This window comes from Cribrihabitans neustonicus, from assembly GCF_048820895.1.
GTDB classification, from domain to species: Bacteria; Pseudomonadota; Alphaproteobacteria; order Rhodobacterales; family Rhodobacteraceae; genus Cribrihabitans_A; species Cribrihabitans_A neustonicus.
Genome location: NZ_JBMERQ010000018.1, coordinates 13,214 through 31,099, shown reverse-complemented (window position 1 = coordinate 31,099; position 17,886 = coordinate 13,214). Strand labels below are relative to the sequence as shown.

Annotated in this window: 18 protein-coding genes and 2 pseudogenes; 15 read left to right on the top strand and 5 right to left on the bottom strand. The window is 62.6% G+C overall.

The window, feature by feature from the left end; all coding sequences use genetic code 11:
• Positions 1-559 (bottom strand): annotated as a pseudogene (locus ACOHWE_RS19295) (IS3 family transposase); the annotation flags it as partial.
• Positions 534-1,771: pseudogene (locus ACOHWE_RS19290) on the bottom strand (IS3 family transposase). The pseudogenes ACOHWE_RS19295 and ACOHWE_RS19290, both read right to left, overlap by 26 nt.
• 372 nt (positions 1,772-2,143) lie before the next feature.
• Between ACOHWE_RS19290 and ACOHWE_RS19285 the strand changes: the two are divergent.
• From ACOHWE_RS19285 to ACOHWE_RS19240, 10 genes are all read left to right on the top strand, one after another.
• Complete coding sequence (locus ACOHWE_RS19285) at positions 2,144-3,292, top strand: muconate/chloromuconate family cycloisomerase (RefSeq protein WP_420668361.1); 1,149 nt, start codon at positions 2,144-2,146, stop codon at positions 3,290-3,292.
• A gap of 69 nt (positions 3,293-3,361) precedes the next feature.
• Complete coding sequence (gene benA / locus ACOHWE_RS19280; protein ID WP_420668360.1) at positions 3,362-4,750, top strand: benzoate 1,2-dioxygenase large subunit; 1,389 nt, start codon at positions 3,362-3,364, stop codon at positions 4,748-4,750.
• Positions 4,751-4,762: 12 nt separating this feature from the next.
• The gene (benB, locus tag ACOHWE_RS19275; RefSeq protein WP_420668358.1) at positions 4,763-5,290 is read left to right on the top strand and encodes a benzoate 1,2-dioxygenase small subunit; all 528 of its coding nucleotides are present in this window, start codon (positions 4,763-4,765) and stop codon (positions 5,288-5,290) included.
• Between the two features lie 73 nt (positions 5,291-5,363).
• A complete protein-coding gene (gene benC, locus ACOHWE_RS19270; RefSeq protein ID WP_420668357.1) occupies positions 5,364-6,386 on the top strand; it encodes a benzoate 1,2-dioxygenase electron transfer component BenC in 1,023 nt (340 codons plus the stop codon).
• Entirely contained in the window at positions 6,383-7,162 is a 780-nt protein-coding gene (benD, locus tag ACOHWE_RS19265; RefSeq protein WP_420668356.1) for a benzoate diol dehydrogenase BenD, read from the top strand. Before benC ends, benD begins: the two co-directional genes overlap by 4 nt.
• Before the next feature lie 57 nt (positions 7,163-7,219).
• Positions 7,220-8,395, top strand: coding sequence for an ABC transporter substrate-binding protein (locus ACOHWE_RS19260; protein WP_420668354.1), 1,176 nt, complete (start codon positions 7,220-7,222; stop codon positions 8,393-8,395).
• A gap of 57 nt (positions 8,396-8,452) precedes the next feature.
• Complete coding sequence (locus ACOHWE_RS19255; protein WP_420668353.1) at positions 8,453-9,322, top strand: branched-chain amino acid ABC transporter permease; 870 nt, start codon at positions 8,453-8,455, stop codon at positions 9,320-9,322.
• A 4-nt stretch (positions 9,323-9,326) separates the two neighbouring features.
• Positions 9,327-10,331, top strand: coding sequence for a branched-chain amino acid ABC transporter permease (locus ACOHWE_RS19250; RefSeq protein ID WP_420668352.1), 1,005 nt, complete (start codon positions 9,327-9,329; stop codon positions 10,329-10,331).
• Positions 10,324-11,067, top strand: a complete 744-nt coding sequence (locus ACOHWE_RS19245) for an ABC transporter ATP-binding protein (protein ID WP_420668351.1) — start codon at positions 10,324-10,326, stop codon at positions 11,065-11,067. The genes ACOHWE_RS19250 and ACOHWE_RS19245 overlap by 8 nt, the downstream gene beginning before the upstream one ends.
• Positions 11,060-11,758 (top strand): ABC transporter ATP-binding protein, encoded by a 699-nt coding sequence (locus ACOHWE_RS19240; RefSeq protein ID WP_420668349.1) that lies wholly within the window; start codon positions 11,060-11,062, stop codon positions 11,756-11,758. The genes ACOHWE_RS19245 and ACOHWE_RS19240 overlap by 8 nt, the downstream gene beginning before the upstream one ends.
• A gap of 30 nt (positions 11,759-11,788) precedes the next feature.
• Here the strand turns inward: ACOHWE_RS19240 and ACOHWE_RS19235 are convergent, their stop codons facing one another.
• Complete coding sequence (locus tag ACOHWE_RS19235) at positions 11,789-12,679, bottom strand: LysR family transcriptional regulator (RefSeq protein ID WP_420668348.1); 891 nt, start codon at positions 12,677-12,679, stop codon at positions 11,789-11,791.
• 97 nt (positions 12,680-12,776) lie between these two features.
• The gene (locus ACOHWE_RS19230; protein WP_420668347.1) at positions 12,777-13,652 is read right to left on the bottom strand and encodes a dioxygenase family protein; all 876 of its coding nucleotides are present in this window, start codon (positions 13,650-13,652) and stop codon (positions 12,777-12,779) included.
• Between the two features lie 205 nt (positions 13,653-13,857).
• Between ACOHWE_RS19230 and ACOHWE_RS19225 the strand changes: the two genes are divergently transcribed.
• From ACOHWE_RS19225 to ACOHWE_RS19205, 5 genes are read left to right on the top strand one after another with little or no spacing between them, the layout of a single operon-like run.
• Positions 13,858-14,280, top strand: coding sequence for a hypothetical protein (locus ACOHWE_RS19225; protein ID WP_420668346.1), 423 nt, complete (start codon positions 13,858-13,860; stop codon positions 14,278-14,280).
• Positions 14,277-15,134, top strand: a complete 858-nt coding sequence (locus ACOHWE_RS19220; protein WP_420668344.1) for an alpha/beta fold hydrolase — start codon at positions 14,277-14,279, stop codon at positions 15,132-15,134. The genes ACOHWE_RS19225 and ACOHWE_RS19220 overlap by 4 nt, the downstream gene beginning before the upstream one ends.
• A gap of 28 nt (positions 15,135-15,162) precedes the next feature.
• Positions 15,163-15,315 (top strand): hypothetical protein, encoded by a 153-nt coding sequence (locus tag ACOHWE_RS19215; RefSeq protein ID WP_420668343.1) that lies wholly within the window; start codon positions 15,163-15,165, stop codon positions 15,313-15,315.
• Positions 15,316-15,364: 49 nt separating this feature from the next.
• Positions 15,365-16,252 (top strand): 3-oxoadipate:acetyl-CoA acetyltransferase, encoded by an 888-nt coding sequence (locus tag ACOHWE_RS19210; protein ID WP_420668342.1) that lies wholly within the window; start codon positions 15,365-15,367, stop codon positions 16,250-16,252.
• Complete coding sequence (locus ACOHWE_RS19205; RefSeq protein WP_420668341.1) at positions 16,245-17,453, top strand: benzoate/H(+) symporter BenE family transporter; 1,209 nt, start codon at positions 16,245-16,247, stop codon at positions 17,451-17,453. Before ACOHWE_RS19210 ends, ACOHWE_RS19205 begins: the two co-directional genes overlap by 8 nt.
• A 241-nt stretch (positions 17,454-17,694) precedes the next feature.
• Here ACOHWE_RS19205 and ACOHWE_RS19200 read toward each other — a convergent pair whose 3' ends face one another.
• Complete coding sequence (locus ACOHWE_RS19200; protein ID WP_475682161.1) at positions 17,695-17,877, bottom strand: hypothetical protein; 183 nt, start codon at positions 17,875-17,877, stop codon at positions 17,695-17,697.
• Between the last annotated feature and the right edge of the window lie 9 nt (positions 17,878-17,886).

Sequence of the window (17,886 nt, the reverse complement as noted above, 5' to 3'; positions counted from 1 at the left end):
TTCATTGGCACTTTCAGCCCCTCCCGCCGCCATAGCCGTTCGACCCGTTTGTCGTTGACCTGCCAGCCTGCCCCTCTCAGCAATGCTGCGATCCGCCGATAGCCGTAGCGGCCATACTGGCGGGCAAGCACGATCATGTCCTCAACCAGGCGTGCTTCGTCCGCCCGGCCCTTGGGCGGCTTGCGCTGCGTGGATCTGTGTTGCTTCAGGACGCGGCAGGCGCGCCGCTCAGACACCCTGAACAGGCTGCGCACATGGTCGATGCAGGCCCGGCGGCGGGCGGGGCTCAGGGGCTCCGCCCGTTCAGGCCTGAATTGATCCACAGGATCAATTCCTGGACGGCCATCACTCCAATCGCAGCTTCCGTCAGGATGAGCTTGTCCAGGGTCAGGTCCGAGACGGCGCGACGCAGCCGTTCGTTTTCTTTCTGCAATCGTTTGAGTTCCCTGAGTTGGTCGGTTCCCATCCCGCCATACTGTTTGCGCCAGCGGTAATAGGTCTGCTCGGTGACCTGCCCCCCGCTGGTCCCTCGCTCATGACGAGTGTCTGCGGGTTTGATTTTGGTAGTGGTCGGTTTCGGGCTTGGCAAGCGCGGCAGGCGCGGAGCCCTCAAATAGCTCAAGCGCCTGCCGCGCTTGCTTTGGCGTTCTGTTCCCCAGCGAAGAGTGGGGCCTGACGTTGTTGTAATCGTAGCGCCACAGCGCCAGCTTGCGGCGGGCATCGTCGAGAGTATCGAACAGCTCTTCATTGAGAAGCTCGTCCCGCAGGCTGCCGTTGAATGACTCGATAAAGGCATTCTGCTGTGGTTTTCCTGGTTCGATGTAGTGCCAATCCACGCCGTTCCTGTCGGCCCATTTCAGGATTGTCCGGCTGGTGAATTCCGTGCCGTTGTCGCTGATAATGCAAGCAGGTTTTCCGTAGAGCCGGACGAGCGCGTCCAGCTCCCGGGCAACGCGCTCACCTGAAATGCTGGTGTCTGCCGCCAGGCACAGGTTTTCCCGGCAGCAGTAGTCATTCACGGCCAGGATGCGGAATTTCCGCGACGCGCCAAAGCTGTCCGCCAGGAAATCCAGGGACCAGCGCTGGTTGGGCTGGGTGGCTTCGGGTATCGGCGTGCGCGAGCCCCGGGCGTGTTTGCGGCCCCGCCGCCGTTTCACTGCAAGGCCCTCCTCCCGGTAGAGGCGGTAAAGCTTTTTGTGGTTCATGATCATGCCTTTTCGCTCAAGCAGCACGCCGATCCGCCCCTCTCGGCGATGCCAGCATCGCCTGCCGGGCAGCGGGATAGCCGAACCGGCGGCGTTTGCCAGCGATCTCCTTCATCTCCTGGCGGATCTCGGGATGGTCGGGCGGGCTTTCGCGTCGGACCGTCTTGGGGTCGGCACCGACAAGCCGGCAGGCCCTGCGCTGCGAGATGCCGTGATCCCGCATTGCATTGAGCGCTGCCTCTCGCCGCTCTTTCGGTGTCGTCAGCTTTTTCCCAGCAGGTCTTTCAAAATCACGTTGTCGAGCATCGTGTCTGCCAGCAGCCGCTTCAGCTTGGCATTCTCATCTTCCAGTTCCTTCAGCCGCGCGGCCTCCGATACCTCCATGCCGCCATACTTGGACTTCAGCTTGTAAAAGGTTGCCGGGCTCAGGCCGTGCCGGCGGCACACCTCCGCCGTCGGCATCCCGGCTTCCTGCTCTTTGATCATCCCCCCTCTCGGCAGATTGCTCCGCAATCGCCTGCCGGGCAGCGGATGATTTGCGCCTCGGTGAAACGGCTCTTACGCATTCGTCTGCTCCTACATAAGTTGGGCAGACTCTACTTCATGGTGAGGGATTTTGCGGGGGGCAGGTCAGTCTTTTCCCTTAAAGCGGCACTGTTTTCACCAGCCGTAGTATAATTCGCATGCTGCATTTTTACTGAGCAGCACTAACGCTCCTTCAAAAACTGACCTCAGTCTTCCAGGTTCCGGGCCGACAATTTGTAAGAGACCGCTCAGGTACTTTTGCGCTGTTATCCTAGTGAGCACTGATAGCTGCTGGTACCTTCTATTGAGCCACACGCCGAAGGGTATCACCCAAGACCCCGCCCATCATCGACAGAATCTCGCCGCAGCGGGCAACCTGCATCTCAACGTAACTTGCAGATGTGGTGAAACCCGTGACCAAGATCGACCAGATCGAGACGATGATCCTCGATATACCGACCATCCGGGGGCACGTGCTGTCCATGGCTACAATGCGGGTCCAAACGGCGGTTCTGGTTAAGATCAAGTTCTCTGACGGCTCCGAGGGAATTGGCGAAGGCACCACCATCGGCGGTCTGAGCTATGGAGCCGAAAGCCCCGAAGGCATCCAGTCTGCCATCGCCACATATATCTCACCCGTGCTGCTGGGCTGCGACGGTAACAACGTGAACGGAGCGATGCAGCGGATCGAAAAATTGGTCAAGGGCAACCGCATCGCCAGGACGGCGGTGGAAATCGCGCTTTGGGACGGGCTTGGCAAGCGTCTCGGTGTCCCGGTCTCGCAGCTCTTCGGGGGTGCCGTGCATGATAGGCTCCCGGTTGCCTGGACACTAGCTTCCGGCAATTCCGAAACGGATATCGCGGAAGCCCAGGAGATGATCGAGACCCGCCGCCACAACATCTTCAAGCTGAAGATCGGCAAACGCTCCGTGCGGGAAGACGTGGCTCATGTGGCCAGGATCAAGAAAGCCGTCGGCGATGCCGCCAGCATCCGCGTTGATGTGAACACCGCGTGGTCGCTGCAGGACGCGCGCTGGGGGCTGAAGGGCCTGCAGGAGGCGGGCTGCGAGCTGGTCGAGCAGCCGGTGCAGGCCCGCTACCGCCGCGCCATGGCGGAGCTGACACGCGGCTACGAGATCGCGGTGATGGCTGACGAGGCGCTGAACGGGCCGGAGGATGCCCTGGCGGTAGCCGATGCGCAGGCTGCGGATGTGTTTGCGGTCAAGGTGGCGCAGTCCGGCGGGCTCAAGCGGGCGTCGGAAGTGATTGCCATCGCCCAAGCCGCAGGCCGCGGGCTGTACGGCGGCACGATGCTGGAAACCGGTTTGGGGACCGCGGCGGCGTTGCAGCTGTTTTCCACCGTTGAGAGCCTGCATTGGGGCACTGAATTCTTCGGCCCCTTGCTGCTGACCGGCGAGATCCTGGCCGAGCCGCTCACTTATCGCGACTTTTGCGTCGAGATCCCGCGCGGCCCCGGCATCGGCGTGACGCTGGACCCAGACAAGATCGCATTTTTCCGCCGGGACGGCGGCCGGACCATGAAAACCGCCGCCGGGCAATAGCCCGCGGCAAGACATCAAAGCCAGCCAAACGCCCGCCAGGCGCCGCGGCTGTCAGGAGGAGGACGACTGATGTTCACGCAATCCAATCTCGACGCATTCGAGGCCCGTCTCGACGGGGCGATCCAGGATGATCCCGAAAGCGGCGTGTTCCGCTGCCGGAGGGACATCTTCACCGACGAAGAGCTGTTCGAGCTTGAAATCAAGCACATCTTCGAAGGCAACTGGATCTACATGGCGCATGAAAGCCAGATCCCGGAGCCCGGCGATTATTTCACCCTGACGATGGGCCGCACACCGGTGGTCATCACCCGCGACAAGGAGGGCGAACTGCACGCGCTGGTCAATGCCTGCTCGCACCGCGGCGCGCAGCTGTGCCGGTTCAAGCGCCGCAACCAGAAGACCTTTACCTGCCCGTTCCACGGCTGGACCTTCTCGAACACCGGCAAGCTCCTGAAGGTCAAGGACCCGAAGGGCGCAGGCTACCCCGAGCAATTCAACAAGGACGGCAGCCACGATCTGACCAAGGTTGCCCGCTTCGAGAACTACCGCGGTTTCCTGTTCGGCTCGCTGAATGCGGATGTGCAGCCGCTTGCGGAGTACCTCGGCGAGGCGCGCAAGATGATCGACATCATGGTCGATCAGGCCGACGAGGGGCTGGAGGTGCTGCGCGGGTCCTCGACCTATACTTATGACGGCAACTGGAAGCTGCAGGCCGAGAACGGCGCCGATGGCTACCACGTATCGGCTGTCCACTGGAACTACGTCGCCACTACGGCGCACCGCACCGACGATGGCAAGGAAGACCAGATCAAGGCGACCGACGCCTCGAAATGGGCCAAGCAGCGCGGCGGCTTCCACGCGTATGACAACGGCCACATCCTGCTGTGGACTGAATGGGCGGACCCGTCCAACCGCCCCGGTTATCCGCGGCTGGCGGAATGGACCGAGAAGTATGGGAAGACCAAGGCGGATTGGATGGTGGGTGTTCTGCGCAACCTCTGCCTTTACCCGAATGTCTTCCTAATGGATCAATTCAGCTCGCAGATCCGCGTTTTCCGCCCGATCAGTGTCAATCAGACTGAAGTGACGATCTACTGCATCGCCCCCAAGGGCGAGAGCCAAGAGGCCCGCAGCCGCCGCATCCGCCAATATGAGGATTTCTTCAACGCCTCCGGCATGGCAACCCCGGACGATACCGAGGAATTCCGGGCCACGCAGCGCGGCTATGCCGGGGCGGCCCATGCCCAGTGGAACGACCTGACCCGCGGCGCGACTCAGTGGATCGAAGGCCCCGACGAGGACGCCAAGGCTCTGGGGATCAGCCCGGTTCTGTCCGGCGCCCGCACCGAAGACGAGGGGCTCTTCGTCATCCAGCACAGCAACTGGTCCGAGCGCATGGGCGAAGCCATCGCCAAGGAACGCGCCACGGCACCTGAGGCACGCACTGCGGCCGAGTGAGGAGGAAAAGACATGGATACCGCAACGCTTGAACGCACCGGCACCAGCCCTGCGATGAATTACGAAGCCATCCAGGCCTTTCTCTTTGCCGAGGCCCGTGCGCTGGATGACCGCGACTGGGACACCTGGCTGACGTTCTATCATGCAGACTGCCCGTTCTGGATGCCGGCCTGGGATGACTACGACACGCTCACGGAAGATCCGCAGAACGAGATGTCGCTGATGTACTACCCCAACAAGCAGGGCATCGAGGACCGCGTGTTCCGCATCAAGACCGACCGGTCTTCGGCGACCTCGCTGCCGGAACCGCGCACCTGCCATTACCTGTCGGGGATCGAGGTGCTGAGCCGCGAGGGCACGCAGATCAAACTGCGCTTCAACTGGCACACGCTGAGCTTTCGCTACGGCAAGACCGACCAGCACTGGGGCACGTCCTTCTACACGATCGACGCCAGCGGCGCGAGACCGCTGATCACCGACAAGAAGGTGGTTCTGAAGAACGACCACATCCACCACGTGATCGACGTCTACCACATCTGACCCGGGCCATTCCGGGAGACCAAAGACCTCCGCGCACCCACGGCAGGGTGCGCGGCCAAGGGAGGAGCATGCCATGACCAGCTACAATGTTGCCCTTAATTTCGAGGATGGTGTCACCCGCGTCATCCAGTGCGATGACGACGAGAAGGTGACCGACGCGGCCTTCCGCCAGAAGATCAACCTGCCGATGGATTGCCGCGACGGGGTCTGCGGCACCTGCAAGTGCTTTGTTGAGAAGGGCGAGTACGATCTGGAATTCTATATGGACGTGTCCATGAGCGACGAGGAGGCGGAGCAGGGCTATGCGCTGACCTGCCAGATGACGCCGGAAAGCGACTGCGTGGTGCGCGTCCCGGTGCCCTCCGCCGCCTGCAAGACCGCGCCGGAGGCCGTTGAGGGCGAGGTGCTGGGTGTGGACAGCCTGTCGGAGACTTCCTTCGGCCTGCGGGTGAAGCTGGCCAAGCCGATCGGCTTCCTGCCCGGTCAGTATGTGAACGTCACCGTTCCGGGCACCGGCAAGCACCGTTCCTATTCTTTCTCCTCCGCACCCGGTGCCGGGGAGGCCACCTTCCTGATCCGCAATCTGCCCGGGGGCGTGATGAGCAGCTATCTGGGCGAGCGGGCCAAGGCCGGCGACAGCGTCACGCTGACCGGGCCGATGGGCGCGTTTTACCTGCGCCCGATCGAGCGCGCGCAGCTGTGGCTGGCCGGCGGCACCGGCCTCGCGCCGTTCCTGTCGATGCTGGAGCAGGCGGCGAAGCAGGGGACGGATCATCCCATCGTGCTGTACTACGCGGTGACCCGCGCCGCCGATCTGGTGGAACTGGAACGTGTGCAGGACCTGGCCGGAAAGATCGGCAATGTCACCGTGATCACCATTCTGGCCGCTGAGGAAGACGCGCATGAGCGCAAGGGCTTTGTCACCGATCATGTCACTGCCGGTGATCTGAACGGCGGCGACTGCGATGTGTATCTCTGCGGCCCGCCGCCGATGGTCGATGCGGTGCGGGGACATTTCGGCAAGCTCGGGGTCGAGCCCGCGAATTTCTACTTCGAGAAGTTCAACCCGACCGAAGCAGAGGCGGAAGCTGCATGAGCCGCCGGTTCGAGGACAAGGTGATGGTCGTCACCGGCGCGGCCCAGGGCATCGGCCGCCGGGTTGCCGAACGGGCCGCGGCCGAGGGCGCCTGTGTGCTGATCGTGGACCGCTCCCCCGCCCGCGAGGAGGCGGCGGAGGCGATCCGTAGCGCGGGCGGTGAAGCGCAGGCGGTCGCGGTTGACCTGGAAACCTGGGAGGGCTGCGCGGAGGCGATGCAGGCGGCTGTGGACCTCTGGGGCCGGATCGACATTCTGGTCAACAATGTCGGCGGCACGATCTGGGCCAAGCCATTTGAGCATTACGAGCCCGCGCAGATCGACGCCGAGGTGCGCCGGTCGCTGTTCCCGACGCTGTACTGCTGCCGGGCCGCGATTGAGCATATGCTGCCCCAGGGCTCGGGCGTGATCGTCAACGTGTCGTCCATCGCCACGCGCGGGTTGAACCGCGTGCCTTACGCGGCGGCCAAGGGCGGGGTGAATGCGATCACGGCGAGCCTCGCCTGGGAAGTGGCCGAACGCGGCATCCGCGTCGTTGCTGCCGCCCCCGGCGGCACCGAGGCGCCGCCGCGTGTCGTGCCGCGCAACCCCAATGCCGAGGAGGAACAGCGCGAGGACTGGTACAAGACCATCGTCGATCAGACGATCCAGTCGTCGCTGATGAAACGCTACGGCACGCTAGATGAACAGGCCGGCCCGATCCTGTTCCTGGCGTCGGAAGACGCATCCTACATTACCGGTGTAACGGTGCCGGTGGGGGGCGGTGATCTCGGTTAGCGCCGAGCTGGACAGGCCCTGAGGAGGGGCCGGAAGAACCAACAGGAGGAAACTACAATGAAACGCGCAATCCTGGCGGCCCTCGGGCTCGCCACCAGCCTCGCTGTGCCTGCAGCCGCCGAGGAGAACATCAAGGTCGGCCTGCTGCTGCCGTTCTCGGGCGTCTATGCCGCGCTCGGCAATGACATCGAGGCGGGCTTTTCCGTCGCCCTGGAACAGTTCGGCAGCGAAGCCGGTACCGGCTTTGACATCGTCCGCGAGGACACCGAAGTGAAGCCGCCGGTGGCGCTTGGCAAGGCCAAGAAGCTGATTTTGCAGGACAAGGTGGACGTGATGGCCGGCATCGTCAGCTCGGGTGTTCTGGGGGCCGTGCGCGACATGGTGCATGGCGCCGGCGTGCCGCTGATCGTGGCCAATGCGGGCAATGATGAAGCCACCGGCACCAGCTGCTCGCCCTTCATCACCCGGATGTCCTTTTCCAACGGTCAGGTGAACCGCCCGATGGGGCAGTGGATGCATGATCAGGGCATCCGCAAGGTCTATACGCTGGCGCCGGACTATGCGGCGGGCCGCCAGATGATCGGGGGCTTTGTCGAGACCTTCACCGCCGCGGGCGGGGAGATCGCCGGGCAGGATTTCACCCCGTTTCAGAAAACCCAGGATTTCGGCCCCTACCTGGCGCAGGCCAAGGCCAGCGGCGCCGATGCGGTCTATGTGTTCTATGCCGGCGGCGAGGCGATTTCCTTCGTCAAACAATACGACAGTTTCGGGCTGAAGGCGGATCTGCCGCTCTACGGCTCCGGCTTCCTGACCTCGCCGCTCTATGTCAACGCCGAAGGCCCGGCGGCCGAGGGGGTGATCACCGCGCTGCACTACGTGCCGACGCTGGAAAACGCGGCCAATGCCGCCTTTGTCGCCGCCTTCCAGGCCAAGACCGGTCGCCTGCCGTCGGAATTCGCCGTGCATGGCTATGACGCGGCCCGCGCACTGGTCGAGGCGGCAAAAACCGGCGCTCACGACCGGGCATCGCTGGCCGTCGCCCTGCGCCAGGTCAGCTTTGACGGGCCGCGCGGCAAGCTGTCGATCGATCCGGCCACCAACAACATCGTCCAGCCGGTCTATGTCTACGAGACCGTTGCGGGCGAAAACGGGCTGACCCAGAAGGTGCTTGCCGAACTGCCCGCCGAGGCCGACCCGGCCAACGGCTGCAAGATGGCCCCCGTCTCCAACTGACAATGCCGCCCGGCCGCCCCCGGTGCGGCCGGGCCCACTCTCCGAGGAGGGCCTCTCATGGCACATGATCTTGGTTTCTGGACGCTTCAGGCGCTGAATGCGCTGCAACTGTCCATGCTGCTCTTTCTGCTTTCTATCGGTTTGACGGTCATCTTCGGGCTGATGCACTTCGTCAATCTTGCGCATGGATCGCTCTATGCGCTGGGCGCTTACTTTGCCGCCTCGCTGGCTGCCATCGGCGGCTACTGGATGGGGTTCTTTCTGGCGCCCGTGGCGGTGGCCGGCGTGGGCGTTCTGCTCTACTCCGGGCTCATCAAGCGGATGCGCAAGTCCGGTCCAATGGCGCAGGTGCTTGTGACCTTCGGGCTGATCTTCGTGCTGCTTGATCTGACACGGATTTTCTGGGGCGATCTGGCGCTGGCCATCGACGTGCCTGCGCTGCTTTCCGGCCGTGTGGAACTGCTCGGCATCGAGTATCCCGCCTACCGGCTGTTCATCATCGTTCTCGGGCTGGCCATCTTTGCAGCGCTCGCGTTTGTGCTGGGCCGCACCCAGATCGGTGCGATGATCCGGGCCGGGGTCGACAATGATGCCATGGCGTCGTGTCTCGGGATCAACGTCGAGCGGCTGTTCTTCATCGTATTCTGCGTTGGCTGTGCGCTGGCCGGGCTTGCCGGGGTTGTCGCGGCGCCGCTTCTCAGTGTGACGCCGGACATGGGGCTGCAGATCCTGATCCCGACGCTGATCGTGATCGTCATCGGCGGGTTGGGTTCGCTCAAAGGCGCGATTGCCGGGTCGCTGATCTATGGCTTCGTTCAGACCTTCGGTGCGGTGCTGGCGCCGCAGCTTGCCTCTGTCCTCATCTATGCCCTGCTGGCGGCGGTCCTTGTGATCAAGCCCGTGGGCCTGTTTCCCGCGAAAGGATAAGCCGATGTTTCGTCACAACGTGCTTCGCTGCACGGTGCTGGTGCTGCTGGCCGCAGCTGCCCTGTTCCAGGCCCTGACCGCCGGGTATTTCGGGCTGGAGATCCTGACCGAGATCCTGATCCTCGCCATTCTTGTGCTCGCGCTCGACATCGCCGCAGGCTTTGGCGGCATGGTGTCGCTGTGCCACGGCGCCTTGATGGGCGTCGGCGCATATGCCTACGCCATCCTGTCGGCCAAGGCGGGGCTTGCGCCGCCCGTGGCCATGGCGGCTGCCATCGTGCTGACCGGCTCCGCCGCCTGGATCATCGGCGCAATCTGCTCGCGCAGCCACGGCATCTATTTCATCATGGCAACGCTCGCCTTCGGCCAGATGGCCTATTCCTACGTCTTTGAAGCACCGGTCTTCGGCGGAGATGACGGGCTTGGCGGCATTTCCCGGCTGGATCTGAGCTTCATCGGCGTTGACCTGAATGACAGCCGCAGCTTTGCGCTGTTCTGCCTTGCCATCCTTGGCGCGGTCTATGGCGCGTCGGTGCTGATCTTGCGCTCCGGCCTGGGCCGGTCGCTGGCCGGTGTCATGCATAACGAGCAGCGGATGCGCGCGCTTGGCCTGACGGTCTGGCGGGTCAAGGCGGATGTGTTCGGGCTGTCGGGCATGATTGCGGGCCTCGCCGGGGCGCTGGCGGCGCAGCACATCATGTACATCTCGCCCGGTCTTCTCAGCTGGACGGTGTCCGGCGAGGCGCTGGTGGTCGTCATCCTCGGCGGGCTGGGCACGCTGGTCGGCCCGCTGGTGGGCGCCGCTGCTTTCGTGCTGCTGAAGCATGAGCTGAGTGCGCTCACGCCCCATTGGCATCTTGTTGTCGGTGTCCTCCTGATCGCCGTGGTGATGAGCCGGGCAAATGGGATCTTCGGCTGGTTTGAGACCCGGTCGGACGGGCGCGCCGAACGGCGGGCGGTAAAGGCCGCGCGCAAGCAGAAGACCAAGGAGGTGCTGAGCGATGCTTGAGACACGCAATCTGGACAAGAGCTTTGGCGCCGTCCACGTCACCCGCAACGTCTCACTGAAACTGGAGCGCGGAGAGCGCCGCGTGATCCTGGGGCCGAACGGGGCGGGCAAGACGACGCTGTTCAACCAGCTGGTCGGGGAACTGATGCCCAGCAGCGGGTCGGTTCATCTGGCGGGCGAGGATGTAACCGCCCTGCCGGTTGCGAAACGCGCCCGCCGCGGCCTGTCGCGCAGCTACCAGAAGAACACCCTGTTCGACGGTCTGACGGTTGAGGAGAACCTCGGTCTGGCTGCCGCGGTGCATACCGGAAACGCGACGCAGCTTTGGTCGGACAGCCTGGCAAAGCCCGAGGTCCGTGAGATCGTCCGGGAAGTTGCGGAGCAGGTCAACCTGATGCCGTTCCTTCACGCCAGGGTGTCTGAAGTGAGCTACGGCGTGCGCCGCCAGCTTGAAGTCGGTGTCGCGCTTGCCACAAGGCCGCTCGTGCTGCTGATGGATGAACCCACCAGCGGCGTCGGGCCGGAGATGGCCAAGGGGTTTCACGATCTGCTCAACAACCTGCCGCGGGATCTGACCCTGCTCATCATCGAGCATGACATGGACCTCGCCTTTGATGTGGCGGACACGATCACCGTGCTGAACTACGGCGAAGTGGTCTTTGACGGCTTGCCGGAGGAGGCCCGCGGGTCAAGCCTGCTCAAGGAAATCTATCTGGGGAGCTGGGAAGATGCTTGAACTGAACGGAATTGAGTCCGGCTATGGCGAAACGCAGGTCCTGCATGGCCTGTCGCTGGAAGCGCAAAAGGGCAGGGTGCTCGCCATCCTGGGCCGCAATGGCGCGGGCAAATCCACCACGCTGAAAACCGTCATGGGCCTGCTGCCGCTGAAATCCGGCAAGATCCTCTTTGAGGGCAAGCCGATCTCGCGGCAGCCTTTTGACATTGCCAGGAGCGGCATCGCCTATGTGCCTGAAACGCGGGACATCTTCCCGTCCCTGTCAGTGCGCGAAAACCTCGAGATCGCGGCCAAGCGGTTTGGCGGCGCCGAACCGGCGTGGACGATGGAACGGGTGCTGGACCTGTTTCCCCGTCTTGGCGAACGCATGGACAACGGCGGCACCCAGCTTTCGGGCGGCGAGCAGCAGATGCTGGCTATTGCCCGCGGTCTGCTGATGAACCCGCGCCTTCTGATCCTCGATGAACCGACCGAGGGCCTGGCGCCGATCATCGTGAAACTGATCCACGACAAGCTTCAGGATCTGAAGGCCCATGGGCTGTCGATGATCATCGTGGAGCAGAACTTTGGCTTCGCTACCTCGCTTGCGGACGATGTGGCGGTGGTCGGAAAGGGGCAGATCGTCTGGACCGGCAGCGCGGAAGAGATGCGCGCCGACGAGGCCGCACAGCATACCTGGCTGGGCGTGTGAGCGGGGCGGCTTCTCACAGGGGCCGTTCCATCAAAAGACCTTCCGGGCCACCTTCTGCGCGATGCCGACGAAGTTCTTCACGTGCAAGCCCTGCTCGTCCAGGCGATAGTTCAAGGACAGCTCGGTGCGCGCGACTTCCGGTTCGATCTTGAGGAATTTCATACCCTTCCGCGGGGCGTTTGCAACGGACTCCGGCACGATGCAAACGCCCTCGCCGACGGCGACAAGGCCAAGTGCGGTTTGCAGATCCATGCACCAGATGCGCAAGGGCGCCTCAAAACCGGCTTCTTCAACAGCCTTGAGGACCATGTCCGCATAGCTCGGCCGGGGCTTCTCGGGGTAAAGGATCAGATGATGCGTTTTCAGGCGCTCGAGCTTCGCAACCGAGCGTGTGCCGGTGTCCACGATATCGGGCAAGGCCAGGATCAGCCGTTCTTCGACCAGGTGTTTTGACAGGAACTCCGGATCCTGAAGCGTCGGACGCGCGAACACCACGTCAAGTTCCCGGGACACCAAGGCCCGATGCAGATCCGCATTGTTCATGGGGATGAGGCTGAGATTCACCTCTGGATAATTCGCCCTGTAGGACCGGATGATGTTCGGAAGAATGCCGAAGGTCGCGGAACCGACAAAGCCGATGCGCAGCCGCCCCTCTGCACCCTGGCCCAAACGGCGCACTTCCAGTTGGGTGTCCTCGATCTGGGCCAGGATCGATTTTCCACGCGCGAGCAGCCGTTCCCCCGCTTGGGTCATCGTGATCGCGCTGCGGCCGCGGTTGAACAGGACCGCGCCCAGCTCTTCCTCGAGCTGCTTGATCTGGCGGCTGAGCGGCGGCTGCGCCATGTCGAGACGCTCAGCGGCCCGTCCGAAATGCAACTCTTCTGCCACCGCAATGAAGTAGGACAGCTGTTTGAAGTTCATTTTCCGGTACTCCCCCACGTTTTACGTTAGGAGATCCTGGCAAGTGAAAAAAGGCCCCCGAATATCGGAGGCCAGTCTGGTGGGAGGTATCGGGGTCTCACTCGGCGGCGACGGCCTGCGCGGCGGCGCCTTCCTTGAGCACGAAGTTGAACTCGAAGTGCAGGTCCGTGCCCAGCTCCTTGGCGGCGGGCTTGAACTTGCCGATCAGGCTTTTCTTGACGGCGAAGACGCTGTCGTTCTCCAGCCATTCGCTGTCGGCGTCGTAGATCTGGCTGATCAGCGGGCGGTAGCCGTCCTTTGAAATAATGAAGTGCATGTGCCCCGGCCGGTTCGGGTGGTGGCCCATGAAGCGCAGCAGCTCGCCTGCGGTTTCATCATCGGGGATCGGATAGGGAACGGGGCGGACCGCGACAAAGGCGTAATGCCCGTTTTCGTCAGTCTCGAAGCGGCCGCGCAGGTTGTATTCGGGCTGATCCGGGTCGAGGTTTTCATAGACGCCGTTCGGGGCGTCTTCCCAGACGTCGATCGTCACACCGGCGATGCCGTTGCCGCTTTCGTCCTTGATATAACCTTCGAAATAGGCCGTTTCCTCGTTGTCGAAATGCTTCTGGATGGTCGACGCCCCCTTGGGCAGGACCGGCGGGTTTTCACGATAAAACGGGCCAAGAACAGTCGACTCGCTCTCGTTGCCTTCGACCGGGTTGGTCATCATGTCGACCAGGACCTCGATGCCCAGGATGTCAGCCAGCAGGATGAACTCCTGGCGGTTGTCGTCGCACAGCTTGCCGGCGCGGGCGAGATAATCGCAGGCGGCCAGAAACTCGTGATGCTGCAGCTTCACGTCCTTGATGAAGGCGTGCATGTGCTTGATGATGCCGGTGGCGATCTCGCGCTCGCGGTCCGTGATGGTGCCATGCTGGCCAAGGCTGCTGATCACGACGTCCGTAATGTTGTCTTGGTTGACGATGCCCATGGGTTCTTTCTCCTCCTGGCAGGCTGGGTCGGTTGCAGGACGCTCCACCGTCCCTTGCATGCAACGGAGCTTTGCCAATACGGCCGGTTATCCCAATGCCTGCGGCGGTATCAGGTGATACCGCGGATCGCCGGACGTGCCTCTGGTGCATGGCTCGCAAGTATTGCCCGATACCCGCGCTGGCATGGCCGCAGGGCATCTTACCATGGCAACACGTCCCCAGCTTAGGAGATTGCGGGAGGTGCAGGTGATCGAAACGTTCAAGCATATTCAGACCAGCCTGGAGGCGGCGCCGCACTTGCTGCGCCTTGGCCGTCTGTTTTCCGAAACGGTGCTGATCGAGATCGGCGGCAGCGAGTATTACCTGTCGTTCGACAAAGGGCATCTCGTGTCCGTCACCGAAGGCCCGAGCCGCAAGACGCCTTGGCGGTTCGCCCTGCGCACCGACGCCGAGGCGCTGGAGAAGTTCTGGCAGGCCCGTCCCGAGCCGGGGTTCCACGACATATTCGGGCTGGTGAAGACAGGCCGCGGCCGGATCGACGGCGACATCCTGAGCCTCGTCAAGAACTTGCGTTTCTTCAAGGAGGTGCTGTCGCTGGCACGCGCGAAAGAGGAGCTGGCCGCATGAGTATCGAACCGATTACCGGCCGCTATGTCACGGTCACCGTGGGCGGCACGCCCCGCCGGATCTATTTCGAGGAAGCCGGGCAGGGCCGTCCGGTCCTCTGCCTGCACACCGCCGGGGCCGACACCCGCCAGTGGCGGCATCTGATGAACGACGCGGAGATCACGGCCTCGAACCGGCTGATCGCCTTTGACATGCCCTGGCATGGAAAGTCGCTGCCGCCCGAAGGCTTTGAGACCCAGGAATACCTGCTGACCACCGAAGCCTATATCGAAACGGTTCTGGCGGTCATCGACGGGCTGGGACTCGACCGCCCGGTGCTGGCGGGCTGTTCGATGGGCGGGCGCATCGCGCTGCAGCTTGCCGCCCTGCATCCGGAAAAGTTCAGCGGCTTCATTGCCATCGAAGCCTCTGATTTCCAGCCTGCCTGGTATGACATCGACTGGTTTCACCGCCCGGATGCCCATGGCGGCGAAATGGGGGCGGCGCTGGTTTCGGCCAATATCTCGCCATTCGCGCCGGATGCCGAACGCTGGAACACGCTTTGGATGTTCATGCAGAGCGGCCCTGGCGTGTTCCGCGGCGATCTGAGCTTTTACACCAGGGACGACAGCCTCATCCCGCGGCTGGCCGGGATCGACACTGGCAAGACCCCGGTTCACATCATCGTCGGCGCCTATGACCTGACCTGCACGCCCGAGGATGCGGAACGCACCGCCCGGGCGATCCCCGGCGCCACGCTCGCCGTGATGGACGAGCTGGGACATTTCCCGATGAGCGAACACCCGGAGGGGTTCCGTCCCTTCTTTGTCGAAGCGCTGAGGAAAATGCCGGAACCGGCCGCCGAGGCGGCCTGACACCCGAAATTGCACGGGAGGAGGAGCCATGTGCAAGAACGCCGACAATCCCTGTCCGGGGTGCAAGAAGCACAAGAAGCCCGATGCCGCCTGGATGTTCTTCACCGAGGAAGAACGTGCTGCCATCGAGAGTATGCGGCAGGCAGGCAAAGCTTCCGCACCGGCCAAGGCTCGCTCCTGAGCGGATACAAAGCAGACGCGCCGCAACGCGTCAAAACCGGAACATATCAATGAGAAACCCCTGCATCATCTGCGTGGCGATCACCGGCAGCCTGCCGACCAAAGCCAACAATCCGGCTGTTCCGATCAGCGTATCAGAACAGGTGGAGTCGACCCAGGAAGCCTTTGAAGCTGGCGCCACCATCGTTCATGCCCATGTGCGCAATGAGGATGAGACGCCCTCCTCGGATCCGGAGAAATTCGCGGTTCTGAAGGAAGGTATCGAGAAGCACTGCCCGGGCATGATCATCCAGTTCTCGACCGGCGGGCGGTCGGGTGCTGGCAAGACGCGCGGCGGGATGCTGCCCTTGCGGCCCGACATGGCGTCGCTTTCGGTCGGGTCGAACAATTTTCCAACCCGTGTCTACGAGAACCCGCCGGATCTGGTAGCTTGGCTGGCCTCGGAAATGTCAGCCCACGACGTTAAGCCCGAGATCGAAGCGTTCGATCTGAGCCACATCCTGAAGGCCAAGCAGATGGCCGATGAAGGCCTGCTGCCCGGAACCCCCTACATCCAATTCGTAATGGGTGTGAAGAACGCCATGCCGGTCGATCGGGATGTGTTCGACTATTACATCCGCACCGTTCACCGCCTTTTCGGCGAAGATGCACCGTGGTGCGCGGCCGGCATCGGGGCCAATCAGCTCACGCTGAACGAATGGGCGATTGCCGCCGGCGGGCACGCGCGTACAGGGCTTGAGGACAATGTCCGCCTTGACCGGAACACGCTGGCCCCCTCCAATGCCGCTCTGGTCCGCCGAACCGCGGAAATTTGCGCAAAGAACAACCGCCCCGTCGTGACCTGGCAGGAAGCGCGGCGCATCCTCGGGCTTCGCCAGCCCACCGGCAGCATGAACCGAGGCGAGACCGAAAAAACCGCGGCGGCCACAATTGTCTGATACGGCTGGATACCAGCGACTGCGCCTGGGGGACATTTCCGGCTCCGCTGTCGGGGCCGGTTTCCTTGCAGTCCTTGTATCTTATTCCGGTCCTCTGCTGATCTATCTCAGTGCTGCCGAGGCCATGGAAATTTCCCGGCCGGCATTCACATCGTGGGTTTTCGCAATCTCGATCGCGGCAGGCCTTTCGAGCATCGTCCTCAGCCTGTGCTTCCGTGTCCCTGTCGCCATGGCCTGGTCCGCGCCTGGAACCGTGCTTCTTATCGGGTTCGGTCCTTCTTTGCCTGCTGCTGAGATGGCAGGTGCGTACATTGCCGTCGCGGCGGCTTTGGTCCTCATTGGTATTTCCGGCCTATTCGATTGGCTCGTGAAAGTCCTTCCTCCCGCCGTAACTAACGGCATGATGGCGGGTATCCTGTTCGGTTTCGGCCTCAAGGCTGCAGGCGGGCTGGCCACAGATCCGGTGGTGGTCTCCGTTCTCATCGCGGCCTTCGCAATTTGCACTGCCACAGTGCCGCGCTATGCAGTGCTCGCCTTGCTGGGGCTGGCTCTTATTCTCACCTCCATCGCTTATGAAACATCGATCACATCGGTGAGCTTGTCGATGGCGCAGCCACAAGCAATAGCGCCAGAGTTCTCGGTGGCAGCGATGCTCAGTCTTGCAGTGCCGTTGCTAATAACGACTCTCAGCGGGCAATATCTGCCAGGAATGGCGGTTCTGAGAGCCAATGGCTACGCGGTCTCAGCCAATCCGATCATGATCTTTGGAGGACTTGCCTCCGCGGGCGCCGCGGTGTTCGGCGGGATCAGCACCGCGCTTGCGTCAATCACGGCTGCTTTCTGCGCAGGGCCAGACAGTCACGAAAACCCGGAGCGCCGCTACATTGCGGGTGTTGCCTGCGGATTGTTCTTCTGCCTCGGCGGGCTCTTTGCCGGGAGCATCGTCGACATCCTGATCATGCTGCCATCCTCCGTCATCGCACTGCTGGCGGGGTTGGCGTTGCTGCAACCGATCCTGCAATTTACCGCCGCAATGATGGCGTCCGAAGATGCGCAGGCTGGGCTGCTCACCTTCATTTTCACCGCATCCGGCGTGTCGCTCTTCGGACTCGGTGCGGCTTTCTGGGGTGTTGTGGCCGGTACCGCGTTTCACTTTCTGGTGCAGATCACCCGCTGGTTCACTGCCAGGGCAGGAGTGTGAAATAATCTCTAAGGACATCTGCACAGGCAGGTTTCTAAGAGCGTCCTTGAACAGGGCCGCACGCGCCTTCTCTCACCAGTCCTCACCGGGTGTGTGCGCACCTTGAACGCAAACGTCTTGAACATTCTGACAGTTGGCAGACGAGCATCTGCATGTGTCGCTGGAAGCGCACGCGGAACTGGTACTAAGGAGTGAGCGCCGAAATTGAATGAGCGCTTTGCGTAATGCGGCCGCAACTTTTTTAGCGCTCATTTTTCGGCTGCAACACACCTTCGAAGAAGGCTGACAGTTCGCCGAAGTCCCCCAGTGGCAGGATGTGGGCCACATATTGATCCGGCCGGACGACGATCATAAAACCATTTTTGCGGTCAATGCCGCGCATTGTGTATATGTCTTCACCCTGCTTCGGCTCTGTTGCACAAATCCCGTTTGG